19 protein-coding genes, 1 tRNA gene and 1 pseudogene are annotated in these 16634 nt (G+C 65.6%); 11 read left to right on the forward strand and 10 right to left on the reverse strand.

Annotation, left to right across the window (positions count from 1 at the left end):
* Positions 1 to 120, forward strand: a pseudogene (locus GTK09_RS16490) (IS481 family transposase); the annotation flags it as partial.
* Here the strand turns inward: GTK09_RS16490 and GTK09_RS16495 are convergent.
* The 3 genes from GTK09_RS16495 to GTK09_RS16505 all read right to left on the reverse strand — a co-directional run bounded on the left by GTK09_RS16495 (position 104) and on the right by GTK09_RS16505 (position 1674).
* The gene (locus GTK09_RS16495) at positions 104 to 631 is read right to left on the reverse strand and encodes a hypothetical protein (RefSeq protein WP_163464514.1); all 528 of its coding nucleotides are present in this window, start codon (positions 629 to 631) and stop codon (positions 104 to 106) included. The pseudogene GTK09_RS16490 and the gene GTK09_RS16495 overlap by 17 nt on opposite strands.
* 150 nt (positions 632 to 781) lie before the next feature.
* A tRNA-Arg gene (locus GTK09_RS16500) sits at positions 782 to 858 on the reverse strand.
* 174 nt (positions 859 to 1032) lie between these two features.
* Positions 1033 to 1674, reverse strand: a complete 642-nt coding sequence (locus GTK09_RS16505; protein ID WP_163464516.1) for a thiamine diphosphokinase — start codon at positions 1672 to 1674, stop codon at positions 1033 to 1035.
* Positions 1675 to 1938: 264 nt separating this feature from the next.
* Here GTK09_RS16505 and GTK09_RS16510 point away from each other — a divergent pair, with 264 nt between their 5' ends.
* The 3 genes from GTK09_RS16510 to GTK09_RS16520 all read left to right on the forward strand — a co-directional run bounded on the left by GTK09_RS16510 (position 1939) and on the right by GTK09_RS16520 (position 5222).
* A complete protein-coding gene (locus tag GTK09_RS16510) occupies positions 1939 to 2970 on the forward strand; it encodes an aspartate-semialdehyde dehydrogenase (RefSeq protein WP_163464524.1) in 1032 nt (343 codons plus the stop codon).
* Between the two features lie 147 nt (positions 2971 to 3117).
* On the forward strand, positions 3118 to 4341 hold the full coding sequence (locus GTK09_RS16515; protein WP_163464526.1) for a glycosyltransferase family 39 protein: 1224 nt from the start codon (positions 3118 to 3120) through the stop codon (positions 4339 to 4341).
* Between the two features lie 218 nt (positions 4342 to 4559).
* Complete coding sequence (locus GTK09_RS16520; RefSeq protein ID WP_163464528.1) at positions 4560 to 5222, forward strand: YiaD family glycine zipper/OmpA-like lipoprotein; 663 nt, start codon at positions 4560 to 4562, stop codon at positions 5220 to 5222.
* Between the two features lie 151 nt (positions 5223 to 5373).
* On the opposite strand, the gene GTK09_RS16525 is transcribed toward GTK09_RS16520, so the two are convergent.
* Positions 5374 to 5589, reverse strand: a complete 216-nt coding sequence (locus GTK09_RS16525) for a YMGG-like glycine zipper-containing protein (protein ID WP_163464530.1) — start codon at positions 5587 to 5589, stop codon at positions 5374 to 5376.
* 219 nt (positions 5590 to 5808) lie between these two features.
* On the opposite strand from GTK09_RS16525, the gene fumC reads away from it, so the two are divergent.
* The 3 genes from fumC (at position 5809) to GTK09_RS16540 (ending at position 7964) form a co-directional block, all read left to right on the forward strand.
* Positions 5809 to 7197 carry a class II fumarate hydratase gene (fumC, locus tag GTK09_RS16530; RefSeq protein ID WP_163464532.1) on the forward strand — a complete coding sequence of 463 codons (1389 nt, stop codon included), beginning with the start codon at positions 5809 to 5811 and terminating at the stop codon, positions 7195 to 7197.
* A gap of 38 nt (positions 7198 to 7235) precedes the next feature.
* A complete protein-coding gene (locus GTK09_RS16535) occupies positions 7236 to 7475 on the forward strand; it encodes a hypothetical protein (protein WP_163464535.1) in 240 nt (79 codons plus the stop codon).
* Positions 7476 to 7583: 108 nt separating this feature from the next.
* On the forward strand, positions 7584 to 7964 hold the full coding sequence (locus tag GTK09_RS16540) for a DoxX family protein (RefSeq protein ID WP_163464537.1): 381 nt from the start codon (positions 7584 to 7586) through the stop codon (positions 7962 to 7964).
* Positions 7965 to 8221: 257 nt separating this feature from the next.
* On the opposite strand, the gene hisG is transcribed toward GTK09_RS16540, so the two are convergent.
* The 3 genes from hisG to hisS all read right to left on the reverse strand — a co-directional run bounded on the left by hisG (position 8222) and on the right by hisS (position 11902).
* A complete protein-coding gene (gene hisG / locus GTK09_RS16545) occupies positions 8222 to 8914 on the reverse strand; it encodes an ATP phosphoribosyltransferase (RefSeq protein WP_163464539.1) in 693 nt (230 codons plus the stop codon).
* A 232-nt stretch (positions 8915 to 9146) separates the two neighbouring features.
* Positions 9147 to 10283, reverse strand: coding sequence for an ATP phosphoribosyltransferase regulatory subunit (locus tag GTK09_RS16550; RefSeq protein ID WP_312869907.1), 1137 nt, complete (start codon positions 10281 to 10283; stop codon positions 9147 to 9149).
* 5 nt (positions 10284 to 10288) lie between these two features.
* Positions 10289 to 11902 carry a histidine--tRNA ligase gene (hisS, locus tag GTK09_RS16555; RefSeq protein ID WP_163464543.1) on the reverse strand — a complete coding sequence of 538 codons (1614 nt, stop codon included), beginning with the start codon at positions 11900 to 11902 and terminating at the stop codon, positions 10289 to 10291.
* Between the two features lie 169 nt (positions 11903 to 12071).
* Here hisS and GTK09_RS16560 point away from each other — a divergent pair, with 169 nt between their 5' ends.
* Positions 12072 to 12467, forward strand: a complete 396-nt coding sequence (locus GTK09_RS16560; protein ID WP_246217953.1) for a FitA-like ribbon-helix-helix domain-containing protein — start codon at positions 12072 to 12074, stop codon at positions 12465 to 12467.
* Positions 12468 to 12887 (forward strand): type II toxin-antitoxin system VapC family toxin, encoded by a 420-nt coding sequence (locus GTK09_RS16565; protein WP_163464545.1) that lies wholly within the window; start codon positions 12468 to 12470, stop codon positions 12885 to 12887.
* A gap of 23 nt (positions 12888 to 12910) precedes the next feature.
* Here GTK09_RS16565 and GTK09_RS16570 read toward each other — a convergent pair whose 3' ends face one another.
* Positions 12911 to 14398 (reverse strand): UdgX family uracil-DNA binding protein, encoded by a 1488-nt coding sequence (locus GTK09_RS16570; protein WP_163464547.1) that lies wholly within the window; start codon positions 14396 to 14398, stop codon positions 12911 to 12913.
* 90 nt (positions 14399 to 14488) lie between these two features.
* On the opposite strand from GTK09_RS16570, the gene GTK09_RS16575 reads away from it, so the two are divergent.
* Positions 14489 to 14752 carry a type II toxin-antitoxin system Phd/YefM family antitoxin gene (locus GTK09_RS16575; RefSeq protein WP_246217954.1) on the forward strand — a complete coding sequence of 88 codons (264 nt, stop codon included), beginning with the start codon at positions 14489 to 14491 and terminating at the stop codon, positions 14750 to 14752.
* The gene (locus GTK09_RS16580; protein ID WP_246217955.1) at positions 14749 to 15174 is read left to right on the forward strand and encodes a type II toxin-antitoxin system VapC family toxin; all 426 of its coding nucleotides are present in this window, start codon (positions 14749 to 14751) and stop codon (positions 15172 to 15174) included. The genes GTK09_RS16575 and GTK09_RS16580 overlap by 4 nt, the downstream gene beginning before the upstream one ends.
* A 51-nt stretch (positions 15175 to 15225) precedes the next feature.
* Here the strand turns inward: GTK09_RS16580 and GTK09_RS16585 are convergent, their stop codons facing one another.
* Both GTK09_RS16585 and GTK09_RS16590 read right to left on the reverse strand, forming a co-directional pair.
* On the reverse strand, positions 15226 to 15516 hold the full coding sequence (locus tag GTK09_RS16585; RefSeq protein ID WP_203561076.1) for a putative quinol monooxygenase: 291 nt from the start codon (positions 15514 to 15516) through the stop codon (positions 15226 to 15228).
* A complete protein-coding gene (locus tag GTK09_RS16590) occupies positions 15516 to 16625 on the reverse strand; it encodes an isocitrate/isopropylmalate family dehydrogenase (RefSeq protein WP_163464548.1) in 1110 nt (369 codons plus the stop codon). Before GTK09_RS16590 ends, GTK09_RS16585 begins: the two co-directional genes overlap by 1 nt.
* Positions 16626 to 16634: the final 9 nt, after the last annotated feature.

Below are 16634 nucleotides of genomic sequence, written 5' to 3' on the forward strand. Positions count from 1 at the left end.
CAGGCCGATCTCGACGCCTGGCTCGTCCACTACAACACCGAACGCCCGCACCTCGGCTACCGCAACATGGGCCGTAGGCCAGTCGAAACCGTCATGTCATTCGTCAGTCAAGAAGCTTAAGTGGACAAATAGCGTCGTCGAAGGCGTCGATCGCCGCAAGCACTTCCCGCCCGGCAGGCGTCGACCGCGCCCATCGAACGCCATCCCAGCCGCCATGCCATTCGACCCATCCGCGAAGATACATTCGGCGGCAGACGTCCCGCATATGGCCGGGCATGTCATGGCCGGTTCGCCCGACGCTGTCCTCGTACAAGAACCCGTCGTCGAGATACCGGAGCAGTTCGATTTGCGGATCCGTGACGCGCACGACGATCCGATCAGTCTCATAGGAATTGTCGCGCGCCTTGCGCCCCTGGTCGGTAGCCACGGCTTCAAGCTTCGACCGGCCACGAATTCGCATATCTGCAAGTTTCAGCTTTCGTAGCTCCTCGAAGGCGGCGAGTTCGGAATAGTCGAGCTTGCCGTATTCGAGTGCGCCATTCGCCGACAGCAGCCGCTCAAGCAGCGCGATCTGGGCCGGTGTCAGCTTTCGCCAAGGGAACGGTCTTCGATTATTCATAGCCGCTTCCAAGATTGCATCCGAATCTCGGAAACCATGTTGCATCCCATGTCGCGTAAAGCTGCCGAGCCTTCCGGGAAACCCCCTGTAAATCAAAGGAAGTCGCTGCAACATGGGTGCGACACGAAGCCGATAACAAGACGGACAAGTCATTGAAATCGTTGGTGATCCCGACTGGATTCGAACCAGTGACCCTCAGATTAGGAATCTGATGCTCTATCCTGCTGAGCTACGGGACCATTCGGGCCGGCACCATAATGAAGTCGGCCCGAAAGGCCAAGCGTGGATTGGCAAAAGGCGACACTTGCTCTGGCCGGCCGTCGTTCGCTGGCGGGTCGGCGATCTTGCGGCGATCGTCGATGGCTTGGCGACGACAGGCATATGCGGCCGGCCGGCGTTGCGCCATTGCTGCCTCACCGTACCGCCGGGTCGTCTTGCGCCAGAAGGATCGCCTCGCCGTCGGCCACCGTCACCGTCACCGGCCCCCTCGCCTCGTTCGACTGGGTGAGAATCGAGGTGAGTGGCAGGTCGACGTCTTCGAGCGGCCATTTAGCCCCGCTGATCGTCAGCCCCCTCACGGGGGAGAACTTCAGGATCGAGAACTGCGCGCCTGCCGCCAGATCGAAGGTTCGCGCCTCGGCCGAGAGCGGGTGGGCCGATTCCGCCCCGTCGCGGAGCGCGACGTCGACCCCCTGGCGAAAATAGCGCAGCGCCAGGACGAGATGGGAAAAGGCGTGGTCCGAACGCGGCCCGCCCAGCGCACCGACCAAGGTGATCTTCGAGGCGCCAAGGGTGATCGCCGCCTCGATGGCAAGTTCTCCGTCGGTCTTGTCCTTGTCGCGCGGGAACGGCTCCCGCTTGATGCCGGCGAGTGCGATCGGCGGCGCCTCGGGCGCCGAATCGAAATCTCCCACCCACAGTTCCGGCGAAAGACCGAGAGCGCGCGCATGACGGATACCGGCGTCGGCTGCGATCACCCGCGCGCCACGGATCGCCGCACGCAAGGCCAGCGTCGGCTCCATGCGGCCGGCGAGCAGGATGACGAAGTGCGACATCGGCAGGACCCTTTGCAGCGGCGCGTTTCTCCCTGAGATGAGAACACGCAAATCGTGAAGAGCGATAAGACGATCCGTCGAATGCCCGAATTCCCGTGATTGACAAGATTTGTCTTCCCGCGCATATCATCGCCCATGACCGTGCGCTCCCTGACCAAAAAAACGTCGATTAGCTGACGCCCCGCCCCGCTTGTCTCCCCCGGGGCGGAGGACGAGCGTGCTCGATCGTTTGGCAAGGGGAGAGCGAGAGAAGGTCGAATTCCCATGGGCTACAAGGTTGCCGTCGTCGGCGCCACCGGCAATGTCGGTCGCGAGATGCTGTCGATCCTTTCCGAGCGCGGCTTTCCGGCCGACGAGGTGGTGGCGCTCGCCTCGCGCCGCAGCCAGGGCACGGAGGTGTCCTTCGGCGACAAGACGCTGAAGGTCAAGCCGCTCGACCAGTATGACTTCGCCGGCACCGACATCTGCCTGATGTCGGCCGGCGGCGAGATCTCCAAGGAATGGTCGCCGAAGATCGCCGCCGCCGGCTGCGTCGTCATCGACAATTCCTCGGCCTGGCGCTATGATCCGGACGTTCCGCTGATCGTGCCGGAAGTGAACGCCGACGCCATTTCCGGCTTCACCAAGAAGAACATCATCGCCAATCCGAACTGCTCGACCGCCCAGCTCGTCGTCGCTTTGAAGCCGCTGCACGATCACGCCAAGATCAAGCGGATCGTCGTTTCGACCTACCAGTCGGTCTCCGGCGCCGGTAAGGAGGGCATGGACGAGCTCTTCCAGCAGTCCCGCGCGGTCTTCGTCGCCGACCCTGTCGAGCGCAAGAAGTTCACCAAGCGCATCGCCTTCAACGTCATCCCCCACATCGACGTCTTCATGGAGGATGGTTCGACGAAGGAAGAGTGGAAGGTGATGGTCGAGACCAAGAAGATGCTCGACCCGAAGATCAAGGTCACCTGCACGGCGGTGCGCGTGCCGGTGTTCATCGGTCATTCGGAAGCGGTCAACATCGAGTTCGAGAACGAGATCACCGCCGACGAGGCCCGCGAGATCCTGCGCCAGGCGCCGGGGTGCCTCGTCATCGACAAGCACGAGGACGGCGGCTACATCACGCCTTATGAATCCGCCGGCGAGGATGCCACCTACATCTCCCGCATCCGCGAGGACCAGACGCTGGAAAACGGCCTCAACATCTGGATCGTTGCCGACAACCTGCGCAAGGGCGCGGCTTTGAACACGGTGCAGATCGCCGAGCTGCTGATCAATCGCGGGCTCCTGAAGCAGCGCCAGGCGGCCTGATCGGACCAGAATGAATGCCGTCGCCGCGAGGCTCTCCGGCGGCGGCAAGGGCCTTGCGATTTTCGGCCGATGCGTCGATGCAAAACGACCCTGCTCCGGCCCTCCCCACCCGCGATGTTGCGACGAAACAGACTTCCGGATGATCCCTTGAACGTCACGGACGAACGCCTGGACCACGGCTCGCCCGACGGTGTCGGCGGCCTTTTCGCCAGGACCGCCGCTCTCGATGCCGCCGTCGCGCGCTTCGCATCGGCGCAGCTCGGCCCGCTGCCCGTGCCGCTGGTCTTCGTCGCGTTGGTCTATCTCGCCAATCTTGCGATCAACGTCGTCTCGAATCCGCCTCCCGGCTTCGACGACCGCCAGCAGCTCGCCGAAATGGGCTGGTGGGCCTGGGGGTACAGCGGCGTCCAGCCGCCGCTTCACACCTGGCTGATCAAGCTGGTCGACCTGGTGGTGGAAAGCGATATCGCCGCAATCTACGTCACCCGCTTCACCGTTCTTTTTCTCCTGGCGACCACCCTCTACCGGATCGGCCGCGAGTTGCAGCTTTCGCGCCAGGGGGCAGCCGCGGCGGCGCTTGGCCTGTTCCTGATGCCGACGGTTGGATGGGAGGCGCAGCGCACCTTCAGCCACTCGCTGAGCGGCATGCTGTTCACCGCCCTCTTCCAACTGGCGTTTCTCGTGCTTCTCCGCCGCAGGACGACCGGTACCTACGTCCTGGCCGGCTCCAGCGCGGCCCTCGCGGTCTTGGGAAAGTACAACAGCCTCGTCGCGCTTGCCGGCTCGGCGGCTGCCGGTATAGCCCTCCCCGCCGTTCGCCGCGCCCTTCGGGTGCGGGGGCTCTTCGCCGCCGCGGTCGCTTTCCTCGCAATTCTTGCCGCCCCGCTGTTCTGGCTGGCCGCCGGTCGGATCGAGACGCTGGACGACAGCGCCGACAAGTTCGGCTTTCACGGCACCGGATCGCTGCTACACGATCGCCTGACGGGTCTCGCCGACTTCGCGTTCCAGACCCTGGCCTATTGCGGACCGCTTCTGGGGGTTGCGCTGGCCGCCGCGTTCCTGGCGCGCCTCGACGGCCGGGCGGTGCGCGGCGCTTTCGGGCGGCTCGGGCCGGAGACCCGCTACCTGGCGACGGCGATCGGGGCGTCTTTCGCCCTGGCCCTCCTCTTGGTTCTCGCAAGTGGCACGACCGAGCTGAAGGGATACTGGTTCCATCCGATCCTGATCACGCTGCCGGCCGCCGTCGCCGCCATTCTCGAAGTGTACGACCGGACGGGATGGGCGAACCGCCTGATCGTCTTCTGCGGCGCACTGTTGGCGCTGGCGAGCATCGTCGCCTTCGTCATCCGCACCTCAGGGATCGGAAGCTGACGAACGAGGCTTCGCGAATGGCGCCCGACCAGTTCGACAAGCCGGTCGCATCGGCGGCGCTCCGGGCGGAGACGAGCGTGTCATCCGCGCAACAGCGAACGACAAACCGTCTCGTCGCGCGCCAAGCCCTAATCCCGACAATTGTCGCCACTATCGGCGCATCGAAGGAACAATGCGAACGGGCGGGAAGCCCGTCGCCAAAGGCTGGTCACGACCCGATGAAGAAACTTGCCCTCGCTCTCGCCCTCACCGCCGCCTTCGCCGGCTGCACCACCGATCCCTATACGGGCGAGCAGAAGATCTCGAACACGCTCGGCGGCGCGGGCATCGGCGCCGGCGTCGGCGCGCTCGGCGGTTACGTCATCGGCCGGGCGACCGGCACCGATGCCGGCCGCGCAGCCCTGATCGGCGCCGGTGTCGGCACGCTGACCGGCGGCGGCATCGGCCTTTACATGGACAACCAGGAAGCCAAGCTGCGCGCCCAGCTGCGTGGCACCGGCGTCTCGGTCACGCGTGTCGGCGACCGGATCATCCTCAACATGCCGTCGAACATCACCTTCCCCACCGACCAGGCGGCGATCCTGCCGGGCTTCTACCCGACGCTGAATTCCGTCGCGCTGGTGCTCGAGGAATTCGACCGGTCGATCGTCGACGTCTACGGCCACACCGACAGCCAGGGGTCGGATTCTTACAATCTGCAGCTCTCCCAGCAGCGCGCCTCCTCGGTTAGCCAGTATCTGGCCAGCCAGGGCGTCGATCCGCGCCGGCTCAACACGCAAGGCTTCGGCGAGAGCCGCCCGGTCGCCTCCAACGCCACCGAATCCGGCCGCGCTCAGAACCGCCGGGTGGAGATCTCGATCTCGCCGCTGACCTCCGGCTGATCCGACGCCCGACAAGTCATGAACGACGAAGGCCGGGCTCGATGAGCCCGGCCTTCGTCATTTCGGCGGTGATGATCTGCCAGGTCGCCGGCGACCTGTCGCCCGGCGGCCTACGTGGCTGGCGCCGGGCCGCTGTCTTACCGGCTGCGCGTCAGTAGTTCCGGCCGACGGCACCGCCGACAACCGCACCGCCGACACCGCCGACGATGGCGCCGCCGCTGCCGGCGATCGCATTGCCGGCCACGGCGCCCGTCGCGCCGCCGATGCCGGCGCCGGCCAGGGTCTTCTGGGTGCGGCTGCAGCCGGCGCTGACCGCCAGTCCGGCGACGAGGCTCAGGACGACGGTGCTCCTCACGATGGTCTTCATGTCTCGATCCTTCCGAAACTCACTGACGTTGGTGAAGGAGAAACTCGGTCGCGATGACAAAACGGCAAGGTTTTTCAACGGCGTTTTTGTGAGGCAGACTTCGCGGCCGGCCGGGAGGCCGGTCTTTCAAACGATTTTACCCCGTCGCCGCTCTTTCGATCCCCGGCCGCCGCCGCTATGGGCAGTGCAGCCAAAATGTCTTGAAGGAAGGGCCACCCAGTGACGACACGCACCGAAACCGATTCCATCGGCGCCATCGAGGTCGCGGACGACCGATACTGGGGCGCCCAGACCGAGCGCTCGCGCAACAACTTCAAGATCGGCATCGAGCGCCAGCCGCTGCCGGTGATTCACGCGCTGGCCACCGTCAAGAAGGCTGCCGCCCGCGTGAGTGCCGCCAAGGGCCGCCTGCCCCAGGAAATCGCTGACGCCATCGAGAAGGCCGCCGACGAGATCATCGCCGGCAAGCTCGACGACCACTTCCCGCTGGTGGTCTATCAGACCGGCTCGGGCACCCAGACGAACATGAACGTCAACGAGGTGATCTCCAACCGGGCGATCGAGATGATGGGCGGGAAGATGGGCTCGAAGAAGCCGGTCCACCCCAATGATCACGTCAATATGAGCCAGTCCTCCAACGACGTCTTCCCGACGGCGATGCATGTCGCGGCGGTCGTCGAGACGAAGGCGCGGCTCCTGCCCGCTCTCGAGACGTTGCACGCCTCGCTGGACAGGAAGGCGCAGGAATTCGCCGACATCATCAAGATCGGCCGCACCCACACCCAGGACGCGACGCCGGTCACCCTCGGCCAGGAGTTCTCCGGCTACGCCATGGCGCTGCAGCTGGCGAAGAAGCGGATCGCCGACAGCCTCGACGGCGTTCTGGCGCTCGCCCAGGGCGGCACGGCGGTCGGCACCGGGCTGAACGCCCCGATCGGCTTCGACACCGAGATCGCCGCCGAGATCGCCAGGCTCACCGGCCACGAGTTCCGCACCGCCGAGAACAAGTTCGAGGCGCTCGCCTCCCACGGCGCGCTGACCTTCTTCCACGGCTCGCTCAACACCCTCGCCGCCGATCTGATGAAGATCGCCAACGACATTCGGTTCCTCGGCTCGGGCCCGCGCTCCGGCCTTGGCGAACTCAACCTGCCGGCCAACGAGCCGGGCTCCTCGATCATGCCGGGCAAGGTCAACCCGACCCAGTGCGAGGCGCTGACCATGGTGGCGACGGAAGTCTTCGGCCACGAGACGACGGTGACGGTCGCCGCCTCGCAAGGGCATTTCGAGCTCAACGTCTTCAAGCCGGTCATCGCCAACGCGGTCCTCTCCTCGATCCGGCTCCTCGCCGACGGCATGGAGAGCTTCGCCGAGCATTGCGTCGACGGCATCGAGGCCAACGAGGAGCGGATCGCCTCGCTGATGCAGCAGTCGCTGATGCTGGTGACGGCGCTGGCGCCGACCATCGGCTACGACAATGCCGCCAACATCGCCAAGACGGCCCACAAGAACGGCACCACCCTGCGCGAGGAGGCGATCGCCTCCGGCCTCGTCTCGGCCGAGGACTACGACCGCATCGTCGACCCGAAGACGATGATCTCGCCGGCCTGAGGCTGAAGGGAGCCGACCCCTCTTCTCGGCACGCCGCGATGGACACCGTCGCGGCGTGCACCGCGTCCATCATCGCAGACGATGAACGTCAGACGTCCGATATCAGTGGCTTGTCCCAACGAGCCGTCCATCCTCGGGCTTATTCCGAGGATGACGAAGCGTCCATGTTCGGCCGCTTCGTCGAAGCTGGCGCCACTGCGGAGAGACGCGCCAAAGTTGGTGGTCAGGCCGAGCGCCTCCTTGTCCTGCGCCGCTGCGATTGTGCCGCCATCCGTTGACAATTCGTCGGCAAGACGCCCGGATGCGTTGACGGTTTCGGTCGGCTATCTCTGCGTCATCGCAACCGCACCGCCGGAATTTCCCGCCGGGCGATCATCGGAGCCACCATGAACCAGACCCTGATCCTCGCCGGCCGCGTCCTGCTCGCCGCCATCTTCGTCATTTCCGGCTTCGGCAAGCTGGCCGGTGCCGAGGGCTTTTCCGGCTTCCTCGCCAGCCTCGGCTTTCCAGCCCCGCTGGCCATGGCCTATCTCGTCGGCGCTTTCGAGCTGCTGGCCGGCATCGCCGTCGCCGTCGGCTTCCAGACGCGGATCATCGCCATCGCGCTGGCGCTGTTCTGCGTCGCCACCGGCGTCCTCGTCCATGCCGGCGACCAGACGGCGCTGTTGAAGAACATCGCGCTCGCCGGCGGCTTCCTCGTCCTTGCCGGCTCGGGCGCCGGATCGATCGCCGTCGACAAGACCAAGCGCGAGAGCCGCTACGCCTGAGGCCGCGCTGGACCCGTCATGCCTCCCGCCGCCGGAGCGTTCTCGGCGGCGGGAGGCGTGTCGGCCTTCTATTTCTTCCTCGGCACGCTCGGCTTCCGCCTCCGCGGAGGCTTCCGCGTCCGAGCTCCCTGCAACCCCGCCAGTGTCGCCGGTTCGCTGGCGACAAGCGGCGTGACGTCGATCCGGGCCGGCGGCTTGTAGGCGTTTGCCGCGGCGCTTTCTTCCTTCGGTCCCTGCCGCCGCCAGAAGGCTCACACCTAGCCGGCGAACCGGCGAGCGAGTTCGTCGGCCAGTGCCGCGTCGGCATCGTCTCTGCGGCCGGGCATCGAGCGCACCAGGCAGGCCTCGGACTTCAGGATCACCCCGTCCGACAGGATCTTCAGCCGGTTGGCGACGAGGGTCGAGCCGGTCGAGGTGATGTCGACGATGATGTCGGCCGAGCCCGCCGCCGGCGCCCCCTCCGTCGCGCCCAGGCTCTCGACGATGCGATAGCTCTGGATGCCGTGCGTGCGGCTGAAGAAGCCCTGGGTCAGCCGCCAGTATTTCGTCGCGATGCGCAAGCGGCGCCCGTGGCGCGCCCGGAACGAGCCGGCGACGTCGCCGAGATCGGCCATGGCCTGGACGTCCACCCAGGCCTCCGGCACGGCGACCACGACGTCGGCATGGCCGAAGCCGAGCCGCGCGACGATCGCGGCGGCGTTATCCGGCTCGGGGATCGTCTCGCGGACGAGATCCTCGCCGGTGATGCCGAAGTCGATCGCCCCGTCGCGCAGTTCGCGGGCGATTTCCGAGGCGGACAGGAGCAGGACTTCAAGCCCGTCGAAGCCCTCGACCTGGGTGCGGTACGAGCGCGTCTCGCCGGCGGAGACCTCGACGCCGGCGCTCTTCAGGGCTTCCAGCGACTTTTCCATCAGCCGGCCCTTGGAGGGAATGGCGAGGGTGATGGTCATTGGCGGCCCTCCCATCGATTTAAATCGCCGGGGCCGGCGCCGAGGCGCCCCCCTCTGTCCTGCCGGACATCACCCTCACGCGGGGGGAGCTCGATCTCCCGCACGGTTTTGCGCTCAATATCAAAGGATGGATGTCGCCGAAACGCTTCCAGTCGAGACGAGGCGGTCAAGCGGCTGATCTCTCCCCTTGTGGGGGTGATGTCCGGCAGGACAGAGGGCGGGTGGCCGACACTCATGCCGATATCCCGCAATCGGAGACCTTCTCGATCCGGTCGATCCACAGCGAAAAACCGACCGCCGGGATCGGCGTGCCGGCGCCGAGAATGGTCATCAGCCGGTCGTAGCGCCCGCCGCCGACGAGCGGATCCTCGGCGCCCTTGTCCCGCGCCTCGAAGACGAGGCCGGTATAATAGTCGATCGGCCGGCCGAAGGCGGCGCGATAGGTGACGCGGGCGAGATCCACATTCGCCGCGCGCAAGGCGAGGTTGCGCGTCTCGAAGGCGGTCATCGCCCGCCCGAGATCGAGCCCCGCCGTTCCCATGACCTCGGCGAGCCTTTCGCCCGCCTCGTCGAGGGGACATGCGACGGCGAGGAAATTTTCCAGGAGCTGCAGCGGCCCCTCTCCGAGCCGCGCCTCGGCCACCGCCACCTTCTCGATCAGCCTTGCGGCGATCTCACCGGGCGAGCGGCCGGAATGAGGCGGCAGGCCCGCCTCCTCCATACGCCCGCGAATGAGCCGCGTCAGCGCCCCTTCCTCGCGGTCGCGGGCAAGATCCAGAAGCTCCGGCGCGAGGCCTTCCAGCGCGCTTTCCGGCCCCTTCGACAGGCTCTCCAGCGCGGCGCGCAGCTGGCCGTCGTGGCCGAAGGTTCGGATCAGCCGGCGCTGCCAGCCCTCAGGCAGACCGAGCGCCCGCAGCACCGCCTCGAACAGGCCCTGGTCGCCGAGAATGACGTCGAGACCGTCCAGCGCGATTCCGCAGGTTTCGAGGCTCGCCAGCGCATCGGCGACGGCGCGGGCATCGGCCATCGCGCGATTGTCCTCTCCGAGATCCTCGATGCCCGCCTGAACGAATTCCGCCGGCCCGTCGGCCCGCTGGCGAAACACCAGGCCGCGATAGGAGTAGCGCCGGGGCAGATCGGCGCCTTCTGCGATATGCCGCATACACACGGGTATGGTGAAATCCGGCCTGAGGCACAGATTCTCACCGCCCTCGCCGCGGGTGAGGAAGATGCGCCGGCGCAGCGCCTCGCCGGCCGCGTCGAGATAGGGCTCGGCCGGCAGGATGATCGCGGTCTCGGCCGGCGCCGCGCCGCGCGTGGCGAACAGCTGGTCGAGCGCCTCGCCGATGGTCTTGTCGGACGCAGGCACGAGGTTCAGGCCCTGCCGGACGGGCGGGCGAGGATGTCGCGGACCGCGGCGATCATCGCTTCCGGATTGGCAGGATCGTAGTCGACCATCTCCTGGCCGGCCCGGGCTTCCCGCCATTCGGCATTGTCGGTGATCTGCGCCGACATTTCCTTGCCGAGCGCCAGATCCTTCACCTGCACCTTGCCGGCAGCCTTCTCGTCGCCGCCTTGAATGATCACGCAAGGGGCATTGCGCCGATCGGCATATTGCAGCTGCTTGCCGAACTGCTTCGGATTGCCCTGGAACACCTCGACAGGCACGGGCGGAGCAGCCGGATCGTCGTTCAGCGCGTTGCGCAGGGTCGTCGCCATGGCCTGGTAGTCGGCCATGCGGTCGCGGTCCATCACGGTTACGACCACCGGGCCGGTGCGTTCGGAGGTCTCCAGCCGGCCGAGGTTCTTCAAGGCCGTCATCAGCCGCGAGACGCCGATGGAAAAGCCCGTCGCCGGCACCGGCTGGCTCATGAAGCGCGAGACGAGGCCGTCATAGCGTCCGCCCCCGCCGACGGAGCCGAAGCGCACGACTTCGCCCTTTTCGTTGGTGACGTCGAAGAGGAGTTCGGCTTCGAAGACCGGGCCGGTGTAGTATTCGAGGCCGCGGACGACGGAGGGGTCGATTTGAATTCGCCCGTCAGCGTAACCAGCGTCCTCAAAAGTCTGCGCTAATTGCAACAACTCCAACGCACCGTCGCGTCCATCTGTGCTAGACATCAGAATGGCGCTTAAGAAGCCTGCAGTATTGCGATTGATCTCCGCTTCGTTGGGCGGTGGTCCGCCGTCGCCTGCTGATTTTTCCGCCCCCGAATAAGCGAAAACGCGCATCTTTCCGGCATGCCGAGCTTCAATAACATGAAGGACTTGCTTGAGCTCGTCCTCGCCTAGGCCCGCCCCCGGCGTGAAATCGCCGCTCTCGTCCTTGCGCCCCTCACCGAGCAATAGCCGCACGCCCTCGACGCCGAACTTGTCCAGCTTGTCGATCGCCCGCAGCACCGTCAGCCGCCGCCCGGCATTTTCCTCGCCGCCGAGGCCGATCGCCTCCAGCACCCCGTCGAGCACCTTGCGGTTGTTCACCCGGATGACGTACTGCCCGCGCGGGATGCCCAGCGCCTCCATCGTGTCGGCCATCATCATCGCCATCTCGGCGTCGGCCGAGACGTTCGGCGCGCCGACGATGTCGGCGTCGAACTGCATGAACTGGCGGAAGCGGCCCGGCCCAGGCTTCTCGTTGCGGAAGACGTAACCCGCCCGATAGCTGCGATAGGGCTTCGGCAGGGTCTCGTAGTTCTCCGCCACGTAGCGGGCGAGCGGCGCCGTGAGGTCGTAGCGCAGGCTCATCCACTGCTCGTCGTCGTCCTCGATCGAGAAGACGCCCTCGTTCGGCCGGTCGCTGTCGGGCAGGAACTTGCCGAGCGCGTCGGTATATTCGAACACCGGCGTCTCGACCGGCTCGAAGCCGTAGGTCTCGTAGACCCGGCGGATCTTCGCCAGCATCCCGTCCTGGGCGCGCAGATCGGACGCGTCCCGATCGACGAAGCCGCGCGGCACCCGCGCCGTCACCCGTTTCGGCTTTTTCGCAGCCATATCCGTTTCACCAATGCGTCATGGCCGTCTGCTGTTCACACTTCATTTGCGCCAGCGACTGCCTTTGTAGTCATCTCGCTGCGGCTTAGCCCATCGGCCAGATCGTCTCAAGCGTATCAAGCGGCAGGTAAATGGCTGGCCTGCGTTGTGAGATGATCTGGCATCCCGCATGCAGATCGACTTATATGACGTGAAACAATTTATGAGTGCAGGAATGACGAGCCTGACCATCACCGATCTCGACGACAAGACGACGAACCAGATCAGCCGCAGAGCAAGCAAACATGGCCGCTCAATGGAGGACGAAGCGCGAGTTCTGTTGCGACAGGCGCTTGAGGTCGTCGAAGGCCAGCCATCAGCCAAGTCATCGGCTGAGAACGAACCTGGAGAGAGCCTCGTTGGGCCCGCTCACCAGCATTCTGAATCCCTTGGCAGCGTCGACCAGGATATCCCGTCCCATGGCAATCTCGCTTCGAGAATTCGCGCGAGATTCGAGCCGATCGGAGGAGTCGAACTCGAGTTACCACCGCGCGGACCAAGCCGTGAACCTCCGACCTTCGATTAAATGATTATCCTCGATACGAATGTCATCTCGGAGGTGATGCGCCCACTTCCAGAGCGGCGGGTCGTAGACTGGTTGGATCAGCAAAATATGGACGCTGTTTTTCTCACAGCGATCAGTGAAGCGGAATTACAGTACGGCATCGCCATCATGCCAAGGGGACGGCGCAAGAATCTCTTGGCCGAAAGTCTGGAAGCGACCCTTGTGGAGGATTTTGGTGGCCGCATTCTGCCCTTCGACAGTAAAGCTGCCCAGGCCTATGCGTTTCTCCGGGCGAAGCGACGAGCAACTGGCCGCCCAATAAAGGAGATGGATACTCAGATTGCTGCCATTGCGGCCACCCGTGGCGCAGAGATCGCGACCCGCAACGTCAGAGACTTCGACGACTGCGGAATTACGATCTTCAACCCCTGGGCGGATTGATCAGCCTTCCGCGAAGAGCTCCCTCACCCCACCGCCAGTTCCGGCACCGTCTCCAGCACCAGCGCCATATCCGCCTGAAACGCTATCGTCTCCCGGTCCTTCGCCGCCTGATCAGGCAGGCGCAGGATATAAGACGGGTGGACGGTCACCAAAAGCTGCGTCTTCTCGTCGAGGTCGATCAGCTGCGAGCGCGTCGCCTTGATCGTCACGGTCTTGCCGAGCACAGCCTGAGCCGCCGTCGCGCCCAATGCGACGATCAGCTTCGGGGCGATCAGCGCCCGCTCCTGGTCGAGCCACCAGCGGCAGACCTTGATCTCGCTCATGTTCGGCTTGGCGTGGATGCGGCGCTTGCCGCGCGGCTCGAACTTGAAGTGCTTGACCGCATTGGTGACATAGGCTTGGGAGCGGTCGATGCCCGCCGCCGCCAGCGCCTGGTCGAACACCTTGCCCGCCGGCCCGACGAAGGGTTCGCCGGCGATGTCTTCCTGGTCGCCCGGCTGCTCGCCGACGAAGATCACCGGCGCATTTTCCGGCCCCTTGCCGAACACCGTCTGGGTCGCCGGCTCCCAGAGTGGACAGGCCGTGCAATGGGCCGCCTGCTCGCGGGCTTCTTCGATCGTGTCCGGCACCTTGTTATAGCCGAGGCCGGGACCGACCTCCGGGGTCTTTTCCATGCGGGGCAGTGTCATGGCGCGACGCTCCTTCAACCTCTCGTCCCGCAAACTCGGCAGCGTCGGCTGGGTTTCCAGCATGCGGCGCGTCGCCGCCTCGGCGCCGGCGATCAGCGGCTTGACCAGCGCGGTCTCCGGCATGTTCGCCCAGTATTTCTTCGGCATCTCGGCGACCATCGCCTTCACCTTCAGCCGCGCCGGATTGAAGATCGAGGCGTAATAGGTCAGCCACAGCGCCTCCATGTCGTCGTCGCCCGGGGCCATGTCGCGGGTGGCGCCGGGCAGAAAGGACAGTTCCTCGCCGTTCCAGTGGGCCGTGCGCTCCGGTGTCAAAATGGTCCAGATCATGCCGGCGAAGCGCCGGGCGAAGAACGGCGCGGTGAGTTCCACCGTGTGGTGGAAGGGCTCGAACCAGGCGACGGAATGGCGGCCGAGCTCGCCGTCCTCGATCTCGCGAAATCGCACGAAGGCCTTCATCTTGTGGCTGTCGCGGCGCACCGCCTTTTCCATTTCGGTGGCCCTCAGAACGTCCTTGTCGGCAGCGATCTCCAGGAGCTTCTTCTCGCTTTGCAACCGCCACAGCAGGCGATAGGCGAAGACGAAGCGGTCGTCGTCGGCATGGCAGACGAGCTTGCGGGCAAGCTCCGGAAAGGCCTTCGGCACCGTCGGCTGCAAGGCGTTTTCCGGCGGCTCGGGCAAAGGCTCGGCGAACAGGCCGGCCGCCGCGTCGCCGATCGTGAAACTCATCTCTTCCGGCGGCAACCCGAGCGCCAGAGCCGTCCGCGCGGTCGCCCGCCAGCCCTCGAAATCGGCAGGGAAGGCAAGGCGGGCGTTGAACATTTCGACGAAACCCTCATCGCACACGCGAATTGCCGCGAACCGCCAGACGGAGTAACAAATGCCGCCTCGAGACTACATCGGAGCAGGTCGATGACGTTTCACGAACATAAGATGAACGCGCGGATGTTCAACCAGAAGCTCTCCGCCGCCAAGCGGGCCGCCGAGGAAAGTCCGGTCGTGGTCACCGATCGCGGTCGCCCGACCCATGTCCTGATGAGCTATGCCGAGTATGAGAGGCTGCGGGGAAATCGCGTCTCGGTGCTCGAGTTTTTCGCCGATAGGCGGCCAGAAGCGGACTTTGATTTCGATCCACCGAGAGACAGGAGCGTGCCGCGCGAAGGCGACTTCGATTGAGCGCCGCCTTGTATCTTCTCGATACCAACGTGATTTCGGCAGCCCGCAAGCCGTGGGCGCTTGCTGATCACGTTGCCGGCGCCATACGATCGCTGGCGCTCCGCAAGACATATGTTTCCGTCATCACGCTCATGGAACTTGAGATCGGCGTCAGATCCATGGAGCGACGCGATCCTCGCCAAGGCGCCGAGCTTCGGCAATGGCTACGATCTCGACGCGCGGAGCTCGACGCCGCTCAGATCCTGCCGGTGACGCAACAGGTGGTCCTCCGCTGCGCTCCACTCCATGTTCCGGACCGTCGTCCGACAAATGACGCGCTCATCGCCGCGACGGCTCTCGCCCATGGCCTCACATTGGTGACCCGCAACGTCGCCGACTTCGATGCGATCGATGGCCAGCGCATCCTCGATCTCTGGGCCTGAGCCGCGCCGCACCTCCCTCGCGAAGCGGCGAAGGGCGGCGCGAACCGGTCCTCAAACGAGCTCGAACTTGCGGACGTGCTTGGCGAGCGTCATCGGCTGTGTCGCGGCATCGAAGGCAAGGAAATGCTCGCTCTCCAGATGCCGTTGGAAGGCCGATGCATCGGTGTAGACCTCGTAGAGCGTCAGCCTCGTCCCGTCGCGGGCGATGTCGAAGACGTGGCAATCCGGCTCGCGCGTCAGCGAGTTTCGGGCCTGCTCGCGCATGTGGACGAGGAATTCCTCCATGCGCTCGGCCGCGATCTCCAGTTCCACCAATACGACGAGCATTCCGGTGCGGGACATCAGCGCGCCTCCGCGGCCATGTCGAGGCCGGCAAGGACGGCGTCGGTGATCGCCCGGGTGCCCATGTCGCCGCCGAACTCCATCGGGCGAAGGCGATTGGCCGCAAAGCCCGCTTCGACTGCAGCCTCGATCCGCTCCGCCGCCGCGGCGAGTTGCGGCTGGTCCAGCGTCTCGCCGAGATATTCCAGCATCAAGGCTCCGGAGAGGATCGCGGCCAAGGGGTTGGCCTTGTCCTCGCCCATGATGTCCGGCGCGCTGCCATGGGCGGGCTGGAACAGGCCGGTCGTATCGCCGATCTCGGCACAGGCGGCCATGCCCATCCCGCCGACGAGCCCGCCGCCGAGATCCGACAGGATGTCGCCGAACATGTTCTCCATCACCATCACGTCGAATTCCCAGGGGCGCCGAACCATGTCGAGAGCCATGGCGTCGACATAGTTGTAGCCGGTCTCGACGTCGGGAAAATCGGCCTTCACCTCGTCGAAGATCTTGCGGAAGAACGCCATGGCGGTGAAGACGTTGGCCTTGTCGACGCAGGTGACGCGGCCGCGCTTGCCGCGCTCGCGCCGCTTGCGGGCGAGGCGGAAGGCGAAGGCGTGCAGCTTCTCGGTGGTGGCGCGGCTGACCCGCAGCGTCTCGCGCACCTCGCTGTCGCCGATCACCTCGCTGCGGCCATGCACGGCGGCGGAGTAGAAGAGCCCTTCGGTCGATTCGCGCAGCACCACCATGTCGATCCCGGCGGCACGGGGATCGGCAAGCCGCTGCGGTGCGTTCGGATAGGCCTTGATCGGGCGGACTCCGGCATAGAGGCCGTAGCGGTCGCGCAGGCGCAGATGCGGCGAGATCTCGGTGCCGTCGCGATGGCGCACGCTCGGCAACCCGATCGCGCCGAGAAAGATCGCGTCGGCCTCGCCGGCCCTTTCTTCGCCGCCCTCCTCGATGTCGCGCCCATGGGCGGCGTAGTGGCCGGCGCCGGCGCCGATCTCGACATAGGACGGGGTCTCGGCACCGGCCGCCGCACAGGCGGCATCGACGACGGCGAGCGTCGCATCGGTGACGTCGACACCGATGCCGTCGCCCTTGATCACTGCGATTTCTGGTCTTCTCATCTGTCTTCC

Origin of the sequence: Jiella pacifica (assembly GCF_010500815.1) — a bacterium.
In the GTDB taxonomy this organism is placed as follows: domain Bacteria; phylum Pseudomonadota; class Alphaproteobacteria; order Rhizobiales; family Rhizobiaceae; genus Jiella; species Jiella pacifica.